Source organism: Streptomyces sp. NPDC090741 (assembly GCF_044769045.1).
GTDB lineage: Bacteria > Actinomycetota > Actinomycetes > Streptomycetales > Streptomycetaceae > Streptomyces.
Genome location: NZ_JBIVXF010000001.1, coordinates 854737 through 873070, shown reverse-complemented (window position 1 = coordinate 873070; position 18334 = coordinate 854737). Strand labels below are relative to the sequence as shown.

Below are 18334 nucleotides of genomic sequence, written 5' to 3'. Positions count from 1 at the left end.
GCGTTTTTTCGTACGCGGACGAGCCGCCGATGAGCCCGCCGATGAGCCCGCCGATGAGTTCGGGCGGGCGCGGCAGTCATCCCCTCGTGGAGATCATGCGACTCGTGCTGCCCGGAGCCGGAGAGGCCTTGCGGGATGTGGAGGGGCTGTGCGCGCGCCTGGTGCGGCTGTACGAGGACGGGGCCGCCGCCGTGGAGTGCGACGTCGGCGCCGTCACCGCGGCGGACCTGGGCACCGTCGAGGTGCTGGCCCGGTTGCGGTTCGCCGCCGGGGGGCGGCCGCTGCGGGTGACCGGGGCCGGACCTGAGCTACGCGCCCTGCTGGAGCTCGTCGGACTCCTCCAGCTGCTCGGGGAGGCCGAAGAGCGGGAACCAGCGGTCGGTGTCCAGGAAGGCGTTGAGCCCGGTGATCCGCCCCTCTGAGATCTCCAGGACCTGGAGCGCCCACGGCACGTGCCCCGGCTTCCCGTCCTCCCGCGGCCGGTACTGGCCGAAGGCCGGCAGGCCGTTCGCCGTCGTCGGGACCAGGCGGGAGCCCTTGCAGCCGATGCCCTGGTTCAGATGCCAGGCCGCGATGTCGGCGGGCCCCCGGAGCCACAGGTCGAACGGCGGCATCGACAGCACCGCGTCCTCGTGCAGCAGGGTGGTCAGCCGCGAGATGTCGTACGCCTCGAAGGCGGAGAGGTACTGCTCCAGCAGTTTCACCTGCTCCGCGTCCAGCGGGTCCGCCGCGTCGCTCTCGCGCATCCGGCTCGCCGAGAGCGTCGCACGGGCCCGCTGGAGAGCGCTGTTCACCGACGCCACCGTCGTGTCCAGCAGGGTCGCGACCTCGTCCGCCTTCCACGCCAGCACCTCGCGCAGGATCAGCACCGCCCGCTGCTTCGCCGGCAGGTGCTGCAGCGCCGCCACGAACGCCAGCCGTACGGACTCCTTCGCCAGCGCCATCTCCGCCGGATCGGCGGTCTGCGGCAGCACCCGCCCGTCCGGCACCGGCTCCAGCCACGTCACCTCCGGCCGCTCATTGAGCACCGCCGACGCCTGGTGCTGCGGAGCACTGAGGTCCATCGGGCGGGCCCGCTTCTTCCCCGCGCTCAGCAGGTCCAGGCAGACGTTCGTGGCGATCCGGTACAGCCACGAGCGCAGCGAGGATCTGCCCTCGAACTTCTCGAAGCTGCGCCAGGCACGGACGTACGTGTCCTGCACCGCGTCCTCGGCGTCGAAGGAGGAGCCGAGCATGCGGTAGCAGTAGCCGGTGAGCTCGACCCGGTACCGGTCCATCGCCGCGTCCAGGTCGGATTCGATACTCGTGGCGACGTCACTCATGGCTGTCTTCCCCCAGTAGGTCCGATATCCCGAAGCTACCCGAGGGGTCTGACAACGGCAGCCGGACGCCGCCCGCTACGTACCCGGCTTGCGGCCGTACACGTACACGTCGTCCCCCTTGGCCAGCAGGTTCCAGTACGCCTTGGCGTCCGCGAGCCGCATGTTCACGCAGCCGCCCGACCCCGGCGGGTTCCACATGCTCTTCTCCACCGAGTGGAAGGCGATCCCGCCGTCGAAGAACTGCGCGTACGGCATCGACACGTCGTAGATGGTCGACCAGTGGTCGATGCTGCGGTAGTAGATCCGCTTCAGGCCGGTCCGGGTCTCGGTGCCGTCCTTCCCGGTGCGCACCGGCACCGGGCCGTACTTCAGGGCGGCGCCGTCCTGGACCCAGCTGAGCTGGCGGGTCAGGTCGACGCAGGCGATCCGGCCCAGGTCCGCCGGGCACTTCCCGTCCCTGTTCGGGGTCGTGCCCGCCTCCCGCTGCGCCAGCATGGTGCTCATCGTCTGCCAGGTGAGCGGCCCGGCGTACCCCGCGGTCGGGGTGATCCCGTGGTTCGCCTGGAACGCCTTGATCGCCTGGCAGTCGGCCGCGGACTGCGACCCGTCGACCGGCCGCCCCAGGAACTGCTCCACCTGCCGCTGGTACGGCCCCGTGGTCACGTTGCACGAGCCGGCGGCCCGCGCCGCCCCGCCCCCGCCGACCACCAGCGGGACCGCGAGCGCCACCGCCCCGCAGACCACCGCCACCGCACGTCGTCCCGTACGCATCCGCCCCGTACGCATCCGCCCCGTACGCATCCGCCCCGTACGCATCCGCATCAATGTCACGTCGTACTCCCTCCCACCCCCATTCCTTCCCGGCGGGGAGGGGCAACGCGCCGGAGCCCGGGGCGGCTTGCGCCTCCGGGCTCCGTAATTCCGCTCGTACCGATGCCGTACGCACCGATCCCTACGCGGCCGTATCAGCGTGCGGCGGCCAGCGAGCCGTGACGCCGCTCGGCGCGCGCCGCGTGCGAGCCGTACAGGGTGATCGACACGACGCCGAGCACGGCCAGCAGCGCGATGCCCACCGTCGCCGCCCAGCCCGCCGAGTGGTAGGCGAGCGCACCGAGCGTGCCGCCCGCGCTGGAGCCCAGGTAGTACGCCGACTGGTACAGCGCCGAGGCCTGCGCGCGGCCCGACGTCGCGGTCCGGCTCACCGCGGCGGACGCCACCGCGTGGCCCGCGAAGAAGCCGGCGGTGATCAGGACCAGCCCGACGAGGATCGCGGCCAGCGAGTCCGCCAGCGACAGCAGCAGGCCCAGCGCGGTCGTGGTCACCGCCAGGTACAGCGCTCCGCGCCGCCCCGCCCGGGCCACCAGCTGCCCGGCGGCCGCCGAGGAGACCGTACCGACCAGGTAGATCAGGAAGATCGACCCGATCACGCCCTGCCCCAGGGAGAACGGCTCGTCGACCAGCCGGTAGCCGATGACGGTGTAGACGGCCCCGAAGACGGTCATGAACAGCGCGCCGATCCCGTACAGGCGCAGCAGCAGCGGATCCCGCAGGTGCCCGGCGACCGTACGGCCGACCGCGCGCGGGTTCAGCGAGGCCGGGCGGAAGAACCGGGCCCGGGGGAGCAGGACGAGGAACGCCGCCGCGCAGGCCAGCGCCATGACGCCGACGGCCAGCAGCCCGCCGCGCCAGCCCCACGCCTGGGCCGCCCAGCCGGTGACGAGGCGGCCGCTCATGCCGCCGATGGAGTTGCCCGCCACGAACAGGCCGATCGCGCCCACCAGCGCCTTCGGCTTGACCTCCTCCGCCAGGTACGCCATCGCGGAGGCCGGGATGCCGGCGATCGCCGCGCCCTGGACGGCGCGCAGCGCCACCAGCCACTCCAGGTTCGGCGCGAACGGTACGAGGAGGCCGACGCCGACGGCGACCAGCATGGAGACCGTCATCATCCGGGTCCGCCCGAAGCGCTCGGAGAGCGCGCTGAGCGGCAGGACGAACAGGGCGAGGGCGCCGGTGGCCGCGGACACGGTCCAGCTGGCCTGACCCGCCGTCACCCCGAACCCGTCGGAGATCGCGGGCAGCAGCGCCTGGGTGGAGTAGAGGAGGGCGAAGGTCGCGAGTCCGGCGGCGAAGAGCGCGAGGCTCATCCGGCGGTAGCCGGGGCGGCCGGGTGCGTGGGCTTCCGGTGCGGCAGGAGACGACGGGGTGGAGGCACCCGTGGTGACGGGTGCCCCGGTATGAACGGGAGGCATGCAAAGACCGTAGACCCGCCGCGTTTCATGCGTCCAATGCACAGAATCGCGATAATCAATCCACTGCTGCATGACCGCAGCTCAGAAGGGTGTCTGTTAATGAACCGTTACGAAGAAGACATCGCGGTGACAGGTTTGCTGGCACCTCGCCTCGCGTACTTCGCCGCCGTCGCCCGCCACGAGCACGTCACCCGCGCCGCGCACGAGCTGGGCGTCCCGCAGTCCACCCTCTCCCGGGCCATGGTCCGGCTCGAACAGGACCTCGGCGTCACGCTGTTCGCCCGCAAGGGCCGCACCGTCGCCCTCACCACGGCCGGCCGGACCTTCCTCGCCTCGGCCGAGCGGGCCCTCGCGGAGATCGCCCGCGCCGCCGAGTCGGTGCAGCTGGACGCCGATCCGGCCCTCGGCAAGGTGGCGTTCGGCTTCCTGCACACCCTCGGCCCCGAGACCGTACCCGGCCTGATCCGCGCCTTCCGCGCCGACCACCCGCGCGTGCGCTTCTCCCTGGTGCAGAACTACGGCGAGGCCATGCTGGAGAAACTGCGGGCCGGCGAGCTCGACCTCTGCCTGACCTCACCGCTCCCGGACGCGCCCGACCTGGTCGCCCGCCGCCTCGACGAGCAGAGGCTGCGCCTCGTCGTCCCCGACGACCACCGGCTGGCCGGCCGCAAGCGCATCCGCCTCGCCGAGGCCGCCGAGGAAACCTTCGTCACCCTGGAGGCCGGCTACGGCCTGCGCCGCATCACCGACGACCTGTGCGCGGAGGCCGGGTTCACCCCGCGGGTGGCCTTCGAGGGCGAGGAGGCGGAGACCCTGCGCGGCCTGGTCGCGGCGGGCCTCGGCGTGGCCCTGCTGCCACCCCCGGCCGTGGCCCGCCCCGGCGTGGTCGAGCTGACGGTGACGGCTCCCCGAGCGGTCCGCGAGATCGGCGTGGCCTGGCTGGACGGCCACCCCGACACCCGCCCGGTGGCCGAGTTCAAGCGTTTCCTGCTCTCCCGCCGCGGCCGCCTCATCCCGGAGCTGCACGGCGGGCACCTCGGGAACCCCGGTCAGGATCCGGCGCCGCCCTCGGGATCCGGCGCCGGCGCCGCGGAGAGCAAGTAGCCCGCCTGGAAGCGGGACTTGGCGCCCACCGCCCGCATGATCTCCGCGATGTGGCGCTGGCAGGTGCGTTCCGACATGCCCAGCCGGCGCGCGATCACCTTGTCCTCCAGCCCCTCCGCCAGCAGCCGTACGATCAGCTGCCGCAGCTCGTCCGAGAGCGAGCGTGCCGCCTCCGGGCTCACCGTCGTCGGGAAGGGCTCCGCCGCCACCCACGAGCGCTCGAACGCCGACGTCATGAAGTGCACCACCGCCGGCTCCCGCACCACCAGCGCCGCCCCGGCGCGGTCCGGCACCGACATCAGCCCCGTGTGCCCGTCGAAGACCAGCATCCGCATCAGCCCGTCGCCCAGCGTCCGTACCCGAGCGCCCAGTGCCGTCACCCGCTCCACGTACGCCGCCGTGGGCCGCGAGTAGCGCGCCGTGTGCTGGTAGATCGTGCGCATCCGCACCCCGCGCGCCAGCAGCGACTCGTCCCGCCCGATCGCCTCTTCCAGCGTCTCCAGCGGCCGGCCCCCGCCCGGCTGCGAGGCCAGCAGCTCCTGCCCGCACTCCGCGACAAGCTCCGCGATCAGAGCGCGCGCCGCCCCCAGGTCGGTGACCAGCTCCAGCTCCGCCCGCCCCGACCCGTTCCGTTCGAGGTGCGCCGCCCCCGCCTCGTACGCCGGGACCAGCGTCTCCAGCCGCCCGCGCAGCCGGTCCATCTCGTCGTGGGTCTCCCGTACGAGCAGGGCCAGCGGGGCCAGCGCCCGGGCCGCCGCCGTCCGCGGCGCGACCGCGCTCCACCGCTCCGGGCCGCCGCCGGGGGCCCGCTGCAACAGGTGCGCGGCAGCCAGCTCGGTGATCGCCGCGGCCGCCCGCACCCCGAGGTCCCCGGTCGCCTCGGCCTCGGCGAACGAGTGCCGCTCCACGGCGTACGCGTACAGCCGCCGGGCGGCGCGGCTCAGGTCGCCTCCGGACGGCGGTTCGGCTTCGTCGGCTGGCATAGGCGTATTCGTCCCGGCTTGAGGATGTTTATAAACCCCTCGTGTTCCCGCAAGGCGGCAAGACGACGCCCTATCGGGCGCCGTGCACATATGCCGAACCGGCACAGTGGTGACACCGGGTGAAGGGGGAAACGCGGTGACGGGGGAGCGGGAGCGGGGTGCGGGACCGGGCGGGGGCCCATGGCGGTCCTGCTGAGCCCGCGCCCCGCCGTGGTGGCCGCCCGCCCGACGGGCAGGCGCGCGCACCGTGGTGGTCGCGCCGGGTCCGCCGGTGCCGTCCGACCGTGAGGGGGCGGAGCGGCGGGTACCGGCGGACCGGCGCGACCACAGCCGCCTGGTCGGCGCCGTCGGCCGGCTGGACGCCGTCCGCCGCGGACGGGCCCGCGCCTTCGGCTTCGACCCCGCCGGAGCGCTCGCCGCCGCCCGCGCCAACGAGACCCTCGGCCTGCCCGGCACCCCCGCCACGGCCGTCACCGCCCTCATGGACGAGGCCGTCCTGGACCGGGCCGCGGCCCTGCTCGGCCGACCGGGACCCCTCACCCCGGATTCACACGGGATTCACGTACCGCCGCCACCGTGGGGGTATGGCCCTCACGAGGCGTGAAGTTCTGGCGACCGGTGTGTCCGGCGCCGCCGCAGTCACCACCCCGCACCTGTCCGCGCCCTCGCCGGACACCCGGATCCTGACCGGCACGATCCCCCCGGGCGCCCCGGACTTCGTGGAGATACCCCTCGATGTACCGCGCGGTGTACGTGAGTTGAGAGTGGCGTACACGTACGGCAAGCCGCCCGTACCGCCCGGCACCCCCGGAAACGCCCTCGACATCGGCATCTTCGACCAGCACGGCACCGCCCTCGGCGGCCGCGGCTTCCGCGGCTGGTCCGGCGGCGCCCGCAGCGAGTTCTTCCTGCGCGCCGACGAGGCGACCCCCGGCTACCTGCCCGGCCCGATCGGCGCCGGCCGCTGGCACGTCCTGCTCGGTCCCTACACCGTCGCCCCGCAGGGACTCCCGTACGAGATCACCGCCCGCTTCACCTTCGGCGAGCCGGGCACCACTGCCCGCCCGGTCCACCCGCCCCAGCGCGCCCGGGGCCGCGGCCGGGCCTGGTACCGAGGCGACTGCCACATCCACTCGGTGCACTCCGACGGGCGGCGCACCCCGGCCGAGATAGCCGGCCTGGCCCGCGCGGCCGGCCTGGACTTCATCAACTCCTCGGAGCACAACACCCACAGCGCGCACGCCGCCTGGGCCGACGCGCTCTCGCCGGACCTGCTGATCCTGACCGGCGAGGAGATCACCACCCGCACCGGCCACGTCCTGGCCGTCGGCACCGACCCGGGCGCCTTCGTCGACTGGCGCTACCGGGCCCGCGAGAACCGCTTCGGCCGGTTCGCCCGTACGATCCGGGGCGCGGGCGGCCTGGTCGTACCCGCCCACCCGCACGCCACCTGCATCGGCTGCGCCTGGAAGTTCGGCTTCGGCGAGGCCGACGCCGTGGAGGTGTGGAACGGCCCCTGGACCCCCGACGACGAGGTCTCCCTGGCCTCCTGGGACGCCACCCTGCGCGGCGCCGACGGCGAGCGGTGGCTGCCGGCCGTGGCCAACAGCGACCACCACCGCGACCCGGACCGCATCGGCGGCCCGCAGACCGTGGTCCTGGCCGAGGACCTGACCCGGGAGGCGATCCTCGCGGGGATGCGGGCCGGGCGGTCCTACGGGGCCGAGTCCGTCCAGGTCTCGGTCGCCTTCGAGGCGGTGGGCCCGCACGGGGAGCACGCCGGCATCGGGGAGACGCTGCGGGTGGCCCCGGACGCGGACGTCCTGATCCGGCTCACGGCCACGGGCGCCCCGGGCTGCGAACTGCGGCTGATCACCGACCAGGGCCCGGCCGTGACCTCGTCGGACGCCGCCCTGGAATGGCGCACCAGCCCCACCCGCTCGGCCTACGTACGGGCCGAGGTCCGCCACCCCGCCACGCTCCCGCCGCTCCCGGGCGCCCTGGCGGCGTTCACGAACCCGGTGTGGCTGCCCACGGGGTGACCGTTGAGGTACCCGGAGGTCAGGAGGCCGGCTTCGCGTACGTGACGAAGCCGGTCCAGTCGACCGCCACGCACTGCTCGTCGCCGAGGACCCAGGCGTCGTGTCCGGGCTCGATCTGCATGAAGTCGCCGGGGCCGTACTCCTCGCTGGCCCCGTCGTCCATGACGACCTTCATCCGGCCGCTCACCACGTAACCCGTGTGTGCGGCCTCGCAGCTGTCCGTGCCCGCCAGCGGCTTGATGTGCTCCGACCAGCGCCAGCCCGGCTCGAAGACCGCGCGGCCCACGGCTCCGCCGTCGGTCTGGATGACGTCGAGCCGGCCCTTGCCGTCCGCGAACGGACGGGTCTCGTCCGCTTGGTCGAAGCTCTTGCGCACGATCGCGGCCATGCCGCATCGCCTCCCGCAGAGAAGAGCCCCGAGTCCACTCCTCACTTTACGCTCGGGCGGCCCGGCGGCCCATTCGCCCGCCGCGGCCCCTCAGCCCCGCAGGGAGCGCCCGAAGCCCGCCGCGAGCGGCATCCGCAGCCCCAGTGGCGGCGGCGCCGCCAGCGCGTCCGTCACCGGCCGCGAAAACCGCCCCGAGAACATCGCCCCCAGGACGAAATCCACGGACAGCGCCACGACTTCCGCCTGGTGCTCGCGCAGCCGGTGGCCGTCCGAGTGCACCTCGAACCGGCACGTCGAGCGGTTCGCCTTCTTCGCCTGCGCCGCCAGCCGAAACGATGCTTCCGGGTCGCTGTGCGCGTCGTTCGTCCCGTGCACGATCAGCACCTGCCGCCCCGACAGCTGTTTCACCGGTTCCGGGGAGTCCGGCGAGACCGCCTCTCCCAAGGAAGGGGCAAGCGCCAGCACCGAGTTGACGGCCTCGTGGCCCGCCGCCCGCAGCGCCGCCCGGCCGCCCGCGTCGTATCCGGCGAGGCACACCGGCACGTCCCCGTACCTGCGCACCACCTCGTCCGCCGCCCACCGGGCGTCGTCCTCCCGGCAGGCCCCCCTGCCGTGCAGCACGGTGTGCGCGACCAGCCCGTCCGCCCCGCCGGCCCGCACCAGTGCCCGCGCGAGCGGACGCACCGGACCGGGGGACAATCTGGATCTACCGGGGAGTAAGAGGACGACTCCGTTGACCGTGCTGCCCGTCGAGACCGAGCCGTTCGCGCCGGCCGCCCGCCCCAGGCGGGCACCGCGCGCCGGCGGCGCATGCTGTGCCATGGCCGAACACTCTCAGACTGACAGGTGTACGCGACCCGTGCGTACGGTCTCTGTTACGTATCGACCCCTGTCGCCGACGCGCTGCTCTACGCGCGTAGGAGTAGAGTGCCCGGATGACGAGCGAGACCCCCAACCTGCCCACCCCGGATCAGATCCGCCGCTCCCCGAAGGTGCTGCTCCACGACCACCTCGACGGTGGCCTGCGCCCCGGGACCATCATCGAGCTGGCCCGGGAGGCCGGCTACGAGAACCTCCCCGAGACCGACGCCGACAAGCTCGGCATCTGGTTCCGCGAAGCCGCCGACTCCGGCTCCCTGCCGCGCTACCTGGAGACGTTCGCGCACACGTGCGCCGTCATGCAGACGAAGGCGGCCCTGTTCCGCGTCGCCGCCGAGTGCGCAGAGGACCTGGCCGAGGACGGCGTCGTGTACGCCGAGATCCGCTACGCGCCCGAGCAGCACCTCGAAGCCGGCCTGACCCTCGAAGAGGTCGTCGAGGCCGTGAACGACGGCTTCCGCGAGGGCGAGCGCCGCGCGAAGGCCAACGGCCACCGCATCCGCGTCGGCGCCCTGCTCACCGCGATGCGCCACGCCGCCCGTGCGCTGGAGATCGCCGAGCTGGCGAACCGCTACCGCGACAACGGCGTGGTCGGCTTCGACATCGCCGGCGCCGAGGCCGGGTTCCCTCCCACCCGCCACCTGGATGCGTTCGAGTACCTCAAGCGCGAGAACAACCACTTCACCATCCACGCGGGCGAGGCCTTCGGCCTGCCGTCGATCTGGCAGGCCCTGCAGTGGTGCGGCGCCGACCGCCTGGGCCACGGCGTGAAGATCATCGACGATATCGAGGTCGCCGCCGACGGTTCCGTGAAGCTGGGCCGGCTGGCCTCGTACGTCCGGGACAAGCGCATCCCCCTGGAGATGTGCCCCACCTCGAACCTGCAGACCGCCGCGGCCGCCTCGTACGCCGAGCACCCGATCGGCCTGCTGCGGAAGCTGCACTTCAGGCTGACGGTCAACACCGACAACCGGCTGATGAGCGGCACCAGCATGAGCCGTGAGTTCGAGCACCTGGTCGACACCTTCGGCTACGCGCTCGACGACATGCAGTGGTTCACCGTCAATGCGATGAAGTCCGCGTTCATTCCTTTCGATGAACGACTGGCCATGATCAATGAGGTCATCAAGCCCGGTTATGCGGAGCTGAAGTCGGAGTGGCTGTTCCAGCAGACCGCTTCGACCAGCGGTTCTGTCTCGGCTTAGGCCATGGCATGACAGACGGAAAGCGCCCGGGAGGAGCAATTCCCGGGCGCTTTCTCGTATTTACGTATGTTTGCGGGCGGGGGTTTGAAGTGACTAGTTTGCGGAGCCGCTCAATTCCCCGTCGCAAGGACTAAATCTTCATGAAGAAGTCAGCTGCCAAGACCCTCGGTGCCGCCGCTCTCGGCGCCGCCTTCGTCGCCGCCGCCGCGGGCTCCGCCTCGGCCGCCGTGCCCGCGATCGGCCTCTCTGACGCGCTGGGCACCGTGACCGGCGCCGCCCAGGGGCTGACGAGCCAGCAGCACGTCAGCGCGGAGGACGGCCAGCAGCAGAGCGACCCGGCCGCCCCCCTCAACCAGCTCACCGACGCGGTCGGCCCCACGCTCGGCGGCCTGCCCCTCCAGAGCGCGCTCGGCGGCTGATCGCCGCCGGACCCCTCCGCGGACTCGTCTGCGGATTTTTCGCACGCGCACGCACGTGGCGCACGCCGGTTCGATCGGGTGTGTGCCACGTCGTGGCGTGTGCCACGATCACCACCAACTGCCCGCCGACGCACTGGGTATGAGGTCATCGGTCATGCGCTTGAAGGCACGAGTCACGGTCGCAGCGGCCACCGCCGCCCTGCTCCCCGCCCTCCTCCTGGGGGCCGTCGGGTGCAGCAGCAACAAGGACGCCCCCGCGGCCGGCAAGACGCCCGACCCCAAGGGATCCGCCCCCGCGGGCTCGGCCGCCGCGTCCCCGGGCTCCGCCCCGAGCGGCTCGGCCGCGCCGAAGGCCGGGGCGGGCAAGCTGGAGCGCTCCGCGCTCGAACAGGGCGATCTGCCCGGCTACCAGGTCTCCGCGCAGGGCAAGAACCCGAACGCCCCCGACGGCCAGCCCCAGGCCGACCGCAAGGCCTGCCAGCCCCTGGCCGACATCATGGGCGACCAGCCGGACCCGGCCGCCCGCGAGACCGTCAACCGCGGCATCGGCTCCCAGAAGCAGGTCGGACTCGCAGTCTCCGCCTCCGTCAGCTCGTACGCCGAGAGCGACGCCAAGGCACTCATCGCCCGCCTCCGCAGCGCCGTGGGCGCTTGCGGTACGGGCTTCACCGCCACCGTCGACAAGCAGAGCGGCAGCTACCGCGAGGTACGGGCCGCCGAGTACAAGACGGCCGGCGACGAGACCGTCAGCTGGACCACCACCGCGGCCGCCCAGGGCGTCTCGGCCCAGGTCCACGTGGTCGTCGTCCGTCAGGGCGCCACCGTCGTACGGCTGATGGCCCTCAACGTCGCCGGGGCCCGGCAGAAGGCTCTGGTCCCGCAAGAGGTGGCGGACAAGCAGCTGGAGAAGGTCCGCGGCTCGAGCTGACGCCCCGGGCTTTCCGCCGCGACCGCTTTGCCGGGCGTTTACGGGGCCTTTTACGGCGCCTCTTACCAGGCGTTCGAGGCGGACTTCTCGTTCGGCAGCAGCAGCCACAGCGCCAGGTAGATCAGGAACTGCGGGCCGGGCAGCAGGCACGAGACGACGAAAATGACGCGCATCGTGTTCGCGGATATTCCGAAGCGACGCGCCAGTCCGGCGCAGACGCCGCCGATCCAGCGGCCGTCACGGGGGCGGACAATCGCGCTCATGGGGTTCTCCTCTGTGGCATCCGGCGGGAGGCTTTCCCGCGATGCCTCAATACTCCCGCGGCACCGCCGACAAAACGTCGGTCCAGGGGCCGAGCCCGACCCTGGGAATTCTCGGGGTGGACCCCTGAGAGGACTGCTCGGAGCGCCGCGAGCGCCGCAGCCGCGCACGCAGCGCCGGTACGACGGCCACGTGCGCGAGTACGACGCCCAGCCCGTTCAGCAGGACCGAGTCCACGTCGACCACCTGCCCGGGGACAGAGCTCTGGAGCATCTCGATGAGGAGCGAGACCAGCACCCCCGCGGCGGCGGTCCGGCCCAGCGAGGACCACGCTGCCAGCGGCGAAGGCGCCAGGTTCCCGTTGACGAGCGGCAGCAGCACCCCGAGCGGGGCCAGCAGCGCCAGCGCCTCGCCGATCCGCCGGGCCGCCTCCAGCGGTCCGTACGAGAGGTCCGCCCGGATCCCCTCCAGCGGGCTCAGATTGGCCGCGGCCGCCCAGGGCACGTCCAGGGGCCGCAGAGTGAGCCAGCCGACGAGGAGGAGATGGGCGACCAGCAGCCCCCCGCCCAGGAGCCGGAGCCGGAGGTGAATGGCGGTGGCGGCACTGCGGCCGACCTCGTTGCGCTGCACATGTGCGAGGACGCAGGCCCCGGTGGCCGCGGTTCCGGTCGGATCCTGTGAGCGGGCTCGCATCAACCCGTACGGGGGGCCGGGGGCCGGTGCAGGTGGGCCGGTACGGGTCCGCGACGGACGGGCCAGGCAGGCGTCAGCCGATGACGAGCAGCACGATCAGGAACACCACGCCGAGGGCGACGGGGGCGAGGACCTCGTACGACCACCGCACGCGCACGCCGCCCTGGGCGCCGGCCCGCGAGGCACCGCGCTCGGCCAGCTCCCGCAACTCGTTCACGACCTGGTCGGCCTGGGCCCGCTGCGGTTCGGCGGAGGCGGTCGGGCCGGCCTTGCCCGGCGAACCCGCGGCCCCCTTGCCGGTGAGCCCGCCGCGGCGGGAGAGCGCCTGCCGGCTCTGCTGCCGGCTCGCCTTCTTCCGCTCGCGCAGCGAGACCGGGACGGACCACAGCTGGTACTTCGAGCCCCCGGCCAGCACCTCCGCCGAGTACCCGGCGCGCACCGCGTCCACGGAGGCCCAGGGCAGCTCGATGATCCGGAAGGGGTTCCGCACGCGCATCCGGTCGTCATTGGCGAAGACGGCCGGGCGGATCGTGAACGCCACGACCAGCGGTACGGCCAGCAGGGCGATCGCCGCGGCGAACCACGGGGCGTTCCCCGACCCCCGCACGATGGCGTCCCCGCACAGCCACGCGATGAGCGCGAGCAGCAGGACCCCCGTGACGACGGCCATGGGGGAGCGGTAGACCCGGTCTTCGTACGCCGGCTCTTCGGGGGGCTGCTGGCTGCTCATGAGGCCGATTCTGCCTCAAGCCGTCTCAGCCGACGAGATCGGCGTACACGATGATGTTGTCGGGCCGGTGGCCGTCGGTGATCTCGCCCCCGCAGGTGATCAGTCGCAGCTCGGGGCGCACGGTGTTCCCGTACACCTTGGCCGTCGGGAAGCTCTTCTTGTCGACCTGTTCCAGCGCGCGCACCCGGAAGACGGCGGAGCTGCCGTCCGCCCGGGAGACGGTGATCTCGTCCCCGGCGTGGATCTTCGCCACGTCGCGCAGTACGGCCGGGCCGCGCGCGGTGTCGAAGTGCCCGATGAGCACGGCCGGTCCGGTCTCGCCCGGGGTGACGCCCTTCGTGTACCAGCCGATCCGGTCCCCGTTCGCGACGGAGGGCACCTCGACGCTGCCGTCGGCGGCCAGACCCAGCTTCAGCAGCGGGCCCGTGTCCACCCCGGCCGCGGGGATCCGTACCCGTACGGGCTCGGAGGCGGGCAGCGCGGCGGCGGGCGCGGCCGACGCCGCCGGGGCGGGCGGGGCCGCCGCCGGGGCCGCGGCGATGCGGGGCGCGGGCGGGGGCGCCGGCGCGGCCGGTGCGCCGCCGCAGCCGGTCAGGGCGGCGAGGGCGAGCGGACCGAGCAGGGCGACGGCGAGCAGGGGACGGACGCGGTGGGCCATGGGGTGCTCCGGGAAACGGGCCCGGCGGGCCACCGAGGAGGTGGCCCGCCGGAGGCAGGAACGGGAGGGAACGGGTCGGAACGGGTCGGAACGGGCAGGTCAGGCCCGGCTGCGGGCCGTCAGCCCCGGCTGCGGGCGGCGCGGCGGCCGCGGGCCAGCAGGGCCACACCCAGCCCGGCGAAGATCGCGACGAGACCCGCGCCGGCGGCCACGGTGGTGCTGTTGTCGGTGTCCTCGGCGGCGAACTCGGCCCCGGCGGCCACCCCGCCCTTGGGCACGACCACGGTCTGCGCCCCGGTCTGTGCCTTCACGTCGGCGACCGGCTTGACGGAGGTCGTGGCAGGGGACTTGGCGGTCGGCTGCGCGGACGGCTCGGCGGAGGGCTTGGCCGACGGCTTGGTCGACGGTGTGGTGGTCGGCGCGCCCTTCGGCAGCAGGTAGAAGTCCGAAGCCCCCTCGCCCTTCCGGTGGACGTTGAGCCCGTAGTCGCCCGCGTCGGTGAGCGTGTACTCGGTGTCCTCGATCACCGCGCGGCGGTTCGAGAGGTCCAGCTTCGCCAGCACGCGGCCCGCCCAGCCGTCGGCCGGCTTCCAGTTGTCGCCCACGGCGCGGATCCAGACCTCGGGGCCCTCGGACTCGTTGCGCAGCACCGCGATCCGGTTCTTGCCGACGAGAACGAGCTCGCCGTCGTAGCGGTCCTTGTCCGACGAGGCCGCGGAGACCGTGGTCACCGCCGAGACCGAGGTGGCGGCCTGCGGGGCGGTCGCGGCGAGCGCGGTCGTGGCCGGCGCGAGCAGAGCCCCGGCGAGGGCGGCGGTGACGATCGAGGTGCGGAGGGCGGAACGCATAACGACTCCTGGAAGCTGTGTCGCGGATAAAGGGAGAGTCGCATGCCGCGTTTTCTCTGTCGGGCTTTCATCCGGTGAGGTCTGGCGGGCTGCTGAAGAGAAATTTACGGATCTTGTTCGACCGGACCATCGGGTTCCTGTCTTCGCCGTGCAACAGCAAAAGCGGAGGTCAGCGGTCCGCAGCCGGGGCCGGGTCCGGATGCCCGCCCCGCCCGGATGTGGCCGGTCCCGCACATATGTGCGCCCGCGGGGGGTGACAGGCAGCTACGCGCGTAGATATGCTCATCTGGTGACCATGCCCACCACCCTCACCGCATTCGCTGACGTGACGACGTCCGACAGCGCGCTGCGCCGCTTCCTGTACGGGCTGCCCGGCGTAGACGCCGTCGGCCTGGAGGCCCGCGCGGCCGCGCTCGGTACCCGTTCGATCAAGACCACGGCCAAGGCGTACGCCATTGACCTGGCCATTTCGATGATCGACCTGACCACGCTTGAGGGTGCGGACACCCCGGGCAAGGTCCGAGCGCTCTCCGCCAAGGCCGTCAACCCCGACCCGACCGACCGCACGACGCCCATGACCGCCGCGGTCTGCGTCTACCCCGACATGGTGGCCACCGCGAAGGCCGCCCTGAACGGCGCCGACGTCAAGGTGGCCTCCGTCGCGACCGCCTTCCCGGCCGGCCGCGCCGCGCTGCCCGTCAAGCTCGCGGACACCCACGACGCCGTCGCCGCGGGCGCCGACGAGATCGACATGGTCATCGACCGTGGCGCCTTCCTCGCCGGCCGCTACCTGGAGACGTACGAGCTGATCAAGGCCATCAAGGAGGCGTGCGTACGCCCCGACGGCACCGCCGCCCGCCTCAAGGTCATCTTCGAGACCGGCGAGCTGTCGACGTACGACAACATCCGCCGGGCCTCCTGGATCGGCATGCTCGCGGGCGCCGACTTCATCAAGACCTCCACCGGCAAGGTCGGCGTCAACGCCACCCCCGCCAACACGCTGCTGATGCTCGAAGCCGTCCGCGACTTCAAGGCGCAGACTGGAATCCAGATCGGCGTGAAGCCGGCCGGCGGCATCCGGACCACCAAGGACGCCATCAAGTTCCTGGTCCTGGTCAACGAGACCGCGGGCGAGGACTGGCTCTCCAACCACTGGTTCCGCTTCGGCGCCTCCAGCCTGCTCAACGACCTGTTGATGCAGCGCCAGAAGCTGAGCACCGGCCGTTACTCCGGTCCCGACTACGTGACGGTGGACTGATCACCATGGCATCCCTTTTCGAGTACGCACCGGCCCCCGAGTCGCGTTCCGTCGTCGACATCGCCCCCTCGTACGGGCTCTTCATCGACGGCGAGTTCGTCGACGCCGCCGACGGCAAGGTCTTCAAGACCGTCTCCCCGTCGTCCGAGGAGGTCCTCTCCGAGGTCGCCCAGGCCGGCGCCGCAGACGTCGACCGCGCCGTCAAGGCCGCCCGCAAGGCCTTCACGACCTGGTCCGCGCTGCCCGGCTCCGAGCGCGCCAAGTACCTCTTCCGCATCGCCCGGATCATCCAGGAGCGCAGCCGCGAGCTGGCCGTCCTGGAGACCCTGGACAACGGCAAGCCGATCAAGGAGACCCGCGACGCGGACCTCCCGCTCGTCGCCGCGCACTTCTTCTACTACGCGGGCTGGGCCGACAAGCTCGACCACGCGGGGTACGGCGCGAACCCGCGCCCGCTCGGCGTGGCCGGCCAGGTCATCCCGTGGAACTTCCCGCTGCTGATGCTGGCGTGGAAGATCGCCCCGGCACTCGCCACCGGCAACACGGTCGTCCTCAAGCCCGCCGAGACCACCCCGCTCACCGCGCTGTTCTTCGCGGACATCTGCCGCCAGGCGGGCCTGCCCAAGGGCGTCGTCAACATCCTCACGGGTTACGGGGACGCGGGCGCGGCCCTCGTCGAGCACCCGGACGTCAACAAGGTCGCCTTCACCGGCTCGACCGCGGTCGGCAAGGCCATCGCCCGCCAGATCGCCGGTACGGACAAGAAGGTCACCCTGGAGCTGGGCGGCAAGGGCGCCAACATCGTCTTCGACGACGCCCCCATCGACCAGGCCGTCGAGGGCATCGTCAACGGGATCTTCTTCAACCAGGGCCAGGTCTGCTGCGCGGGCTCGCGCCTGCTGGTCCAGGAGTCGATCCACGACGAGCTGCTGGACTCCCTCAAGCGCCGCCTGAGCACCCTGCGCCTGGGCGACCCGCTCGACAAGAACACCGACATCGGCGCGATCAACTCCGCCGAGCAGCTGGCCCGGATCACCGCGCTCGCGGAGACCGGCGAGGCCGAGGGCGCCGAGCGCTGGTCCCCGGCGTGCGAGCTGCCGTCCTCCGGCTACTGGTTCGCCCCGACGCTCTTCACGAACGTCACCCAGGCGCACACCGTCGCCCGCGACGAGATCTTCGGCCCGGTGCTGTCCGTGCTGACGTTCCGTACGCCCGACGAGGCCGTCGCCAAGGCCAACAACAGCCAGTACGGCCTGTCCGCCGGCATCTGGACGGAGAAGGGCTCGCGCATCCTCGCGGTCGCGAACAAGCTCCGCGCGGGCGTCGTCTGGGCCAACACGTTCAACAAGTTCGACCCGACCTCGCCCTTCGGCGGCTACAAGGAGTCGGGCTTCGGCCGCGAGGGCGGTCGCCACGGCCTGGAGGGCTACCTCGATGTCTGAGTCGACCCGTCTGAACGTCTTCAAGACCTACAAGCTGTACGTCGGGGGCAAGTTCCCCCGCTCCGAGAGCGGCCGGGTGTACGAGGTGACGGACTCCAAGGGCAAGTGGCTGGCCAACGCCCCCCTGTCCTCCCGCAAGGACGCGCGTGACGCGGTCGTCGCGGCCCGCAAGGCCTTCGGCGGCTGGTCGGGCGCGACCGCGTACAACCGCGGGCAGATCCTCTACCGCATCGCCGAGATGCTGGAGGGGCGCCGCGAGCAGTTCGTCCGTGAGGTCGGCGAGGCCGAGGGCCTGTCCAAGTCGAAGGCCGCCGCGGTCGTCGACGCGGCCATCGACCGCTGGGTCTGGTACGCGGGCTGGACCGACAAGATCGGCCAGATCGTGGGCGGGGCCAACCCGGTCGCGGGCCCGTTCTTCAACCTCTCCACCCCGGAGCCGACGGGCGTCGTCACGGTCGTCGCCCCGCAGGACTCCTCGTTCCTGGGCCTGATCTCGGTGATCGCCCCGGTCATCGCGACGGGCAACACGGCCGTCGTGATCACCTCGGAGAAGTCCCCGCTCCCCGCCCTTTCCCTGGGCGAGGTGCTGGCCACCTCCGACCTGCCGGGCGGCGTGGTCAACATCCTGTCCGGCAAGGCCGCCGAGATGGGCCCGCACCTGGCGTCCCACCAGGACGTCAACGCGATCGACCTGGCGGGTGCCGACGCGGCGCTGGCCAAGGAGCTGGAGATCGCGGCGGCCGACAACCTCAAGCGCGTCCTGCGTCCACAGCCTGTGGACGACTGGAGCGCCGACCCGGGTACGTCGCGCATGACGGCGTTCCTGGAGACGAAGACGGTCTGGCACCCGACGGGTTCGCTGGGCTCGGGCGGATCCTCGTACTAAGGGATCCCCCTCCGAAACCGGCCCCGGCAGCGTCCCCCG

General features: G+C 72.5%; 21 protein-coding genes. 10 read left to right on the top strand and 11 right to left on the bottom strand.

Features of this window, described 5'->3' with window-relative positions; all coding sequences use genetic code 11:
* Positions 1 to 41 precede the first annotated feature (41 nt).
* A complete protein-coding gene (locus tag ACIQU4_RS04065; RefSeq protein ID WP_403725430.1) occupies positions 42 to 422 on the top strand; it encodes an STAS domain-containing protein in 381 nt (126 codons plus the stop codon).
* Here ACIQU4_RS04065 and ACIQU4_RS04060 read toward each other — a convergent pair.
* From ACIQU4_RS04060 to ACIQU4_RS04050, 3 genes are all read right to left on the bottom strand, one after another.
* Positions 309 to 1322 carry a sigma-70 family RNA polymerase sigma factor gene (locus tag ACIQU4_RS04060; RefSeq protein WP_403725428.1) on the bottom strand — a complete coding sequence of 338 codons (1014 nt, stop codon included), beginning with the start codon at positions 1320 to 1322 and terminating at the stop codon, positions 309 to 311. The genes ACIQU4_RS04065 and ACIQU4_RS04060 overlap by 114 nt on opposite strands.
* Positions 1323 to 1397: 75 nt before the next feature.
* Positions 1398 to 2093, bottom strand: coding sequence for a L,D-transpeptidase family protein (locus ACIQU4_RS04055; RefSeq protein ID WP_403725997.1), 696 nt, complete (start codon positions 2091 to 2093; stop codon positions 1398 to 1400).
* A 194-nt stretch (positions 2094 to 2287) separates the two neighbouring features.
* On the bottom strand, positions 2288 to 3571 hold the full coding sequence (locus ACIQU4_RS04050; protein WP_403725425.1) for an MFS transporter: 1284 nt from the start codon (positions 3569 to 3571) through the stop codon (positions 2288 to 2290).
* A gap of 99 nt (positions 3572 to 3670) precedes the next feature.
* On the opposite strand from ACIQU4_RS04050, the gene ACIQU4_RS04045 reads away from it, so the two are divergent.
* A complete protein-coding gene (locus ACIQU4_RS04045) occupies positions 3671 to 4675 on the top strand; it encodes a LysR family transcriptional regulator (protein WP_403725424.1) in 1005 nt (334 codons plus the stop codon).
* Here ACIQU4_RS04045 and ACIQU4_RS04040 read toward each other — a convergent pair.
* Entirely contained in the window at positions 4621 to 5658 is a 1038-nt protein-coding gene (locus ACIQU4_RS04040) for a LuxR C-terminal-related transcriptional regulator (protein ID WP_403725422.1), read from the bottom strand. The genes ACIQU4_RS04045 and ACIQU4_RS04040 overlap by 55 nt on opposite strands.
* Before the next feature lie 247 nt (positions 5659 to 5905).
* Between ACIQU4_RS04040 and ACIQU4_RS04035 the strand changes: the two genes are divergently transcribed.
* Positions 5906 to 6262 carry a hypothetical protein gene (locus ACIQU4_RS04035; RefSeq protein ID WP_403725420.1) on the top strand — a complete coding sequence of 119 codons (357 nt, stop codon included), beginning with the start codon at positions 5906 to 5908 and terminating at the stop codon, positions 6260 to 6262.
* Positions 6243 to 7700, top strand: a complete 1458-nt coding sequence (locus ACIQU4_RS04030; protein ID WP_403725417.1) for a CehA/McbA family metallohydrolase — start codon at positions 6243 to 6245, stop codon at positions 7698 to 7700. The genes ACIQU4_RS04035 and ACIQU4_RS04030 overlap by 20 nt, the downstream gene beginning before the upstream one ends.
* A gap of 19 nt (positions 7701 to 7719) precedes the next feature.
* Here the strand turns inward: ACIQU4_RS04030 and ACIQU4_RS04025 are convergent, their stop codons facing one another.
* Positions 7720 to 8088 (bottom strand): cupin domain-containing protein, encoded by a 369-nt coding sequence (locus ACIQU4_RS04025; protein ID WP_403725415.1) that lies wholly within the window; start codon positions 8086 to 8088, stop codon positions 7720 to 7722.
* A 90-nt stretch (positions 8089 to 8178) separates the two neighbouring features.
* The gene (locus ACIQU4_RS04020) at positions 8179 to 8910 is read right to left on the bottom strand and encodes an alpha/beta hydrolase (RefSeq protein ID WP_403725414.1); all 732 of its coding nucleotides are present in this window, start codon (positions 8908 to 8910) and stop codon (positions 8179 to 8181) included.
* 113 nt (positions 8911 to 9023) lie between these two features.
* Between ACIQU4_RS04020 and ACIQU4_RS04015 the strand changes: the two genes are divergently transcribed.
* From ACIQU4_RS04015 to ACIQU4_RS04005, 3 genes are all read left to right on the top strand, one after another.
* Positions 9024 to 10172 (top strand): adenosine deaminase, encoded by a 1149-nt coding sequence (locus ACIQU4_RS04015; protein ID WP_403725411.1) that lies wholly within the window; start codon positions 9024 to 9026, stop codon positions 10170 to 10172.
* Positions 10173 to 10312: 140 nt separating this feature from the next.
* Positions 10313 to 10591: a hypothetical protein gene (locus ACIQU4_RS04010; protein ID WP_119095406.1), complete on the top strand. Its 279-nt coding sequence runs from the start codon at positions 10313 to 10315 to the stop codon at positions 10589 to 10591.
* A 154-nt stretch (positions 10592 to 10745) separates the two neighbouring features.
* On the top strand, positions 10746 to 11519 hold the full coding sequence (locus ACIQU4_RS04005) for a hypothetical protein (RefSeq protein ID WP_403725408.1): 774 nt from the start codon (positions 10746 to 10748) through the stop codon (positions 11517 to 11519).
* Positions 11520 to 11581: 62 nt separating this feature from the next.
* Here the strand turns inward: ACIQU4_RS04005 and ACIQU4_RS04000 are convergent, their stop codons facing one another.
* The 5 genes from ACIQU4_RS04000 to ACIQU4_RS03980 form a co-directional block, all read right to left on the bottom strand.
* A complete protein-coding gene (locus ACIQU4_RS04000; protein ID WP_030154957.1) occupies positions 11582 to 11782 on the bottom strand; it encodes a PspC domain-containing protein in 201 nt (66 codons plus the stop codon).
* 46 nt (positions 11783 to 11828) lie between these two features.
* Complete coding sequence (locus tag ACIQU4_RS03995; RefSeq protein WP_403725405.1) at positions 11829 to 12410, bottom strand: VanZ family protein; 582 nt, start codon at positions 12408 to 12410, stop codon at positions 11829 to 11831.
* Positions 12411 to 12546: 136 nt separating this feature from the next.
* The gene (locus ACIQU4_RS03990) at positions 12547 to 13203 is read right to left on the bottom strand and encodes a PH domain-containing protein (RefSeq protein ID WP_403725402.1); all 657 of its coding nucleotides are present in this window, start codon (positions 13201 to 13203) and stop codon (positions 12547 to 12549) included.
* A gap of 25 nt (positions 13204 to 13228) precedes the next feature.
* Complete coding sequence (locus ACIQU4_RS03985; protein WP_403725400.1) at positions 13229 to 13861, bottom strand: class F sortase; 633 nt, start codon at positions 13859 to 13861, stop codon at positions 13229 to 13231.
* A 119-nt stretch (positions 13862 to 13980) separates the two neighbouring features.
* Positions 13981 to 14709 (bottom strand): PT domain-containing protein, encoded by a 729-nt coding sequence (locus ACIQU4_RS03980; RefSeq protein WP_403725398.1) that lies wholly within the window; start codon positions 14707 to 14709, stop codon positions 13981 to 13983.
* 295 nt (positions 14710 to 15004) lie between these two features.
* On the opposite strand from ACIQU4_RS03980, the gene deoC reads away from it, so the two are divergent.
* Genes deoC through ACIQU4_RS03965 form a run of 3 tightly spaced genes read left to right on the top strand, consistent with a single transcriptional unit; the run spans position 15005 to position 18295 of the window.
* A complete protein-coding gene (gene deoC, locus ACIQU4_RS03975; RefSeq protein WP_403725994.1) occupies positions 15005 to 15967 on the top strand; it encodes a deoxyribose-phosphate aldolase in 963 nt (320 codons plus the stop codon).
* 5 nt (positions 15968 to 15972) lie between these two features.
* Entirely contained in the window at positions 15973 to 17409 is a 1437-nt protein-coding gene (locus tag ACIQU4_RS03970; RefSeq protein ID WP_403725395.1) for an aldehyde dehydrogenase family protein, read from the top strand.
* Complete coding sequence (locus ACIQU4_RS03965) at positions 17402 to 18295, top strand: aldehyde dehydrogenase family protein (RefSeq protein WP_403725391.1); 894 nt, start codon at positions 17402 to 17404, stop codon at positions 18293 to 18295. Before ACIQU4_RS03970 ends, ACIQU4_RS03965 begins: the two co-directional genes overlap by 8 nt.
* Positions 18296 to 18334 lie beyond the last annotated feature (39 nt).

What these genes read in the sequence shown, in the direction of transcription:
- ACIQU4_RS04065 (WP_403725430.1), top strand. Translation starts at nt 42, where the DNA reads ATGAGCCCGCCGATGAGTTCGGGCGGGCGCGGCAGTCATCCCCTCGTG.
- ACIQU4_RS04060 (WP_403725428.1), bottom strand. Translation starts at nt 1,322, where the DNA reads ATGAGTGACGTCGCCACGAGTATCGAATCCGACCTGGACGCGGCGATG.
- ACIQU4_RS04055 (WP_403725997.1), bottom strand. Translation starts at nt 2,093, where the DNA reads ATGCGTACGGGACGACGTGCGGTGGCGGTGGTCTGCGGGGCGGTGGCG.
- ACIQU4_RS04050 (WP_403725425.1), bottom strand. Translation starts at nt 3,571, where the DNA reads ATGCCTCCCGTTCATACCGGGGCACCCGTCACCACGGGTGCCTCCACC.
- ACIQU4_RS04045 (WP_403725424.1), top strand. Translation starts at nt 3,671, where the DNA reads ATGAACCGTTACGAAGAAGACATCGCGGTGACAGGTTTGCTGGCACCT.
- ACIQU4_RS04040 (WP_403725422.1), bottom strand. Translation starts at nt 5,658, where the DNA reads ATGCCAGCCGACGAAGCCGAACCGCCGTCCGGAGGCGACCTGAGCCGC.
- ACIQU4_RS04030 (WP_403725417.1), top strand. Translation starts at nt 6,243, where the DNA reads ATGGCCCTCACGAGGCGTGAAGTTCTGGCGACCGGTGTGTCCGGCGCC.
- ACIQU4_RS04025 (WP_403725415.1), bottom strand. Translation starts at nt 8,088, where the DNA reads ATGGCCGCGATCGTGCGCAAGAGCTTCGACCAAGCGGACGAGACCCGT.
- ACIQU4_RS04020 (WP_403725414.1), bottom strand. Translation starts at nt 8,910, where the DNA reads ATGGCACAGCATGCGCCGCCGGCGCGCGGTGCCCGCCTGGGGCGGGCG.
- ACIQU4_RS04015 (WP_403725411.1), top strand. Translation starts at nt 9,024, where the DNA reads ATGACGAGCGAGACCCCCAACCTGCCCACCCCGGATCAGATCCGCCGC.
- ACIQU4_RS04010 (WP_119095406.1), top strand. Translation starts at nt 10,313, where the DNA reads ATGAAGAAGTCAGCTGCCAAGACCCTCGGTGCCGCCGCTCTCGGCGCC.
- ACIQU4_RS04005 (WP_403725408.1), top strand. Translation starts at nt 10,746, where the DNA reads ATGCGCTTGAAGGCACGAGTCACGGTCGCAGCGGCCACCGCCGCCCTG.
- ACIQU4_RS04000 (WP_030154957.1), bottom strand. Translation starts at nt 11,782, where the DNA reads ATGAGCGCGATTGTCCGCCCCCGTGACGGCCGCTGGATCGGCGGCGTC.
- ACIQU4_RS03990 (WP_403725402.1), bottom strand. Translation starts at nt 13,203, where the DNA reads ATGAGCAGCCAGCAGCCCCCCGAAGAGCCGGCGTACGAAGACCGGGTC.
- ACIQU4_RS03985 (WP_403725400.1), bottom strand. Translation starts at nt 13,861, where the DNA reads ATGGCCCACCGCGTCCGTCCCCTGCTCGCCGTCGCCCTGCTCGGTCCG.
- ACIQU4_RS03980 (WP_403725398.1), bottom strand. Translation starts at nt 14,709, where the DNA reads ATGCGTTCCGCCCTCCGCACCTCGATCGTCACCGCCGCCCTCGCCGGG.
- deoC (WP_403725994.1), top strand. Translation starts at nt 15,005, where the DNA reads ATGCCCACCACCCTCACCGCATTCGCTGACGTGACGACGTCCGACAGC.
- ACIQU4_RS03970 (WP_403725395.1), top strand. Translation starts at nt 15,973, where the DNA reads ATGGCATCCCTTTTCGAGTACGCACCGGCCCCCGAGTCGCGTTCCGTC.
- ACIQU4_RS03965 (WP_403725391.1), top strand. Translation starts at nt 17,402, where the DNA reads ATGTCTGAGTCGACCCGTCTGAACGTCTTCAAGACCTACAAGCTGTAC.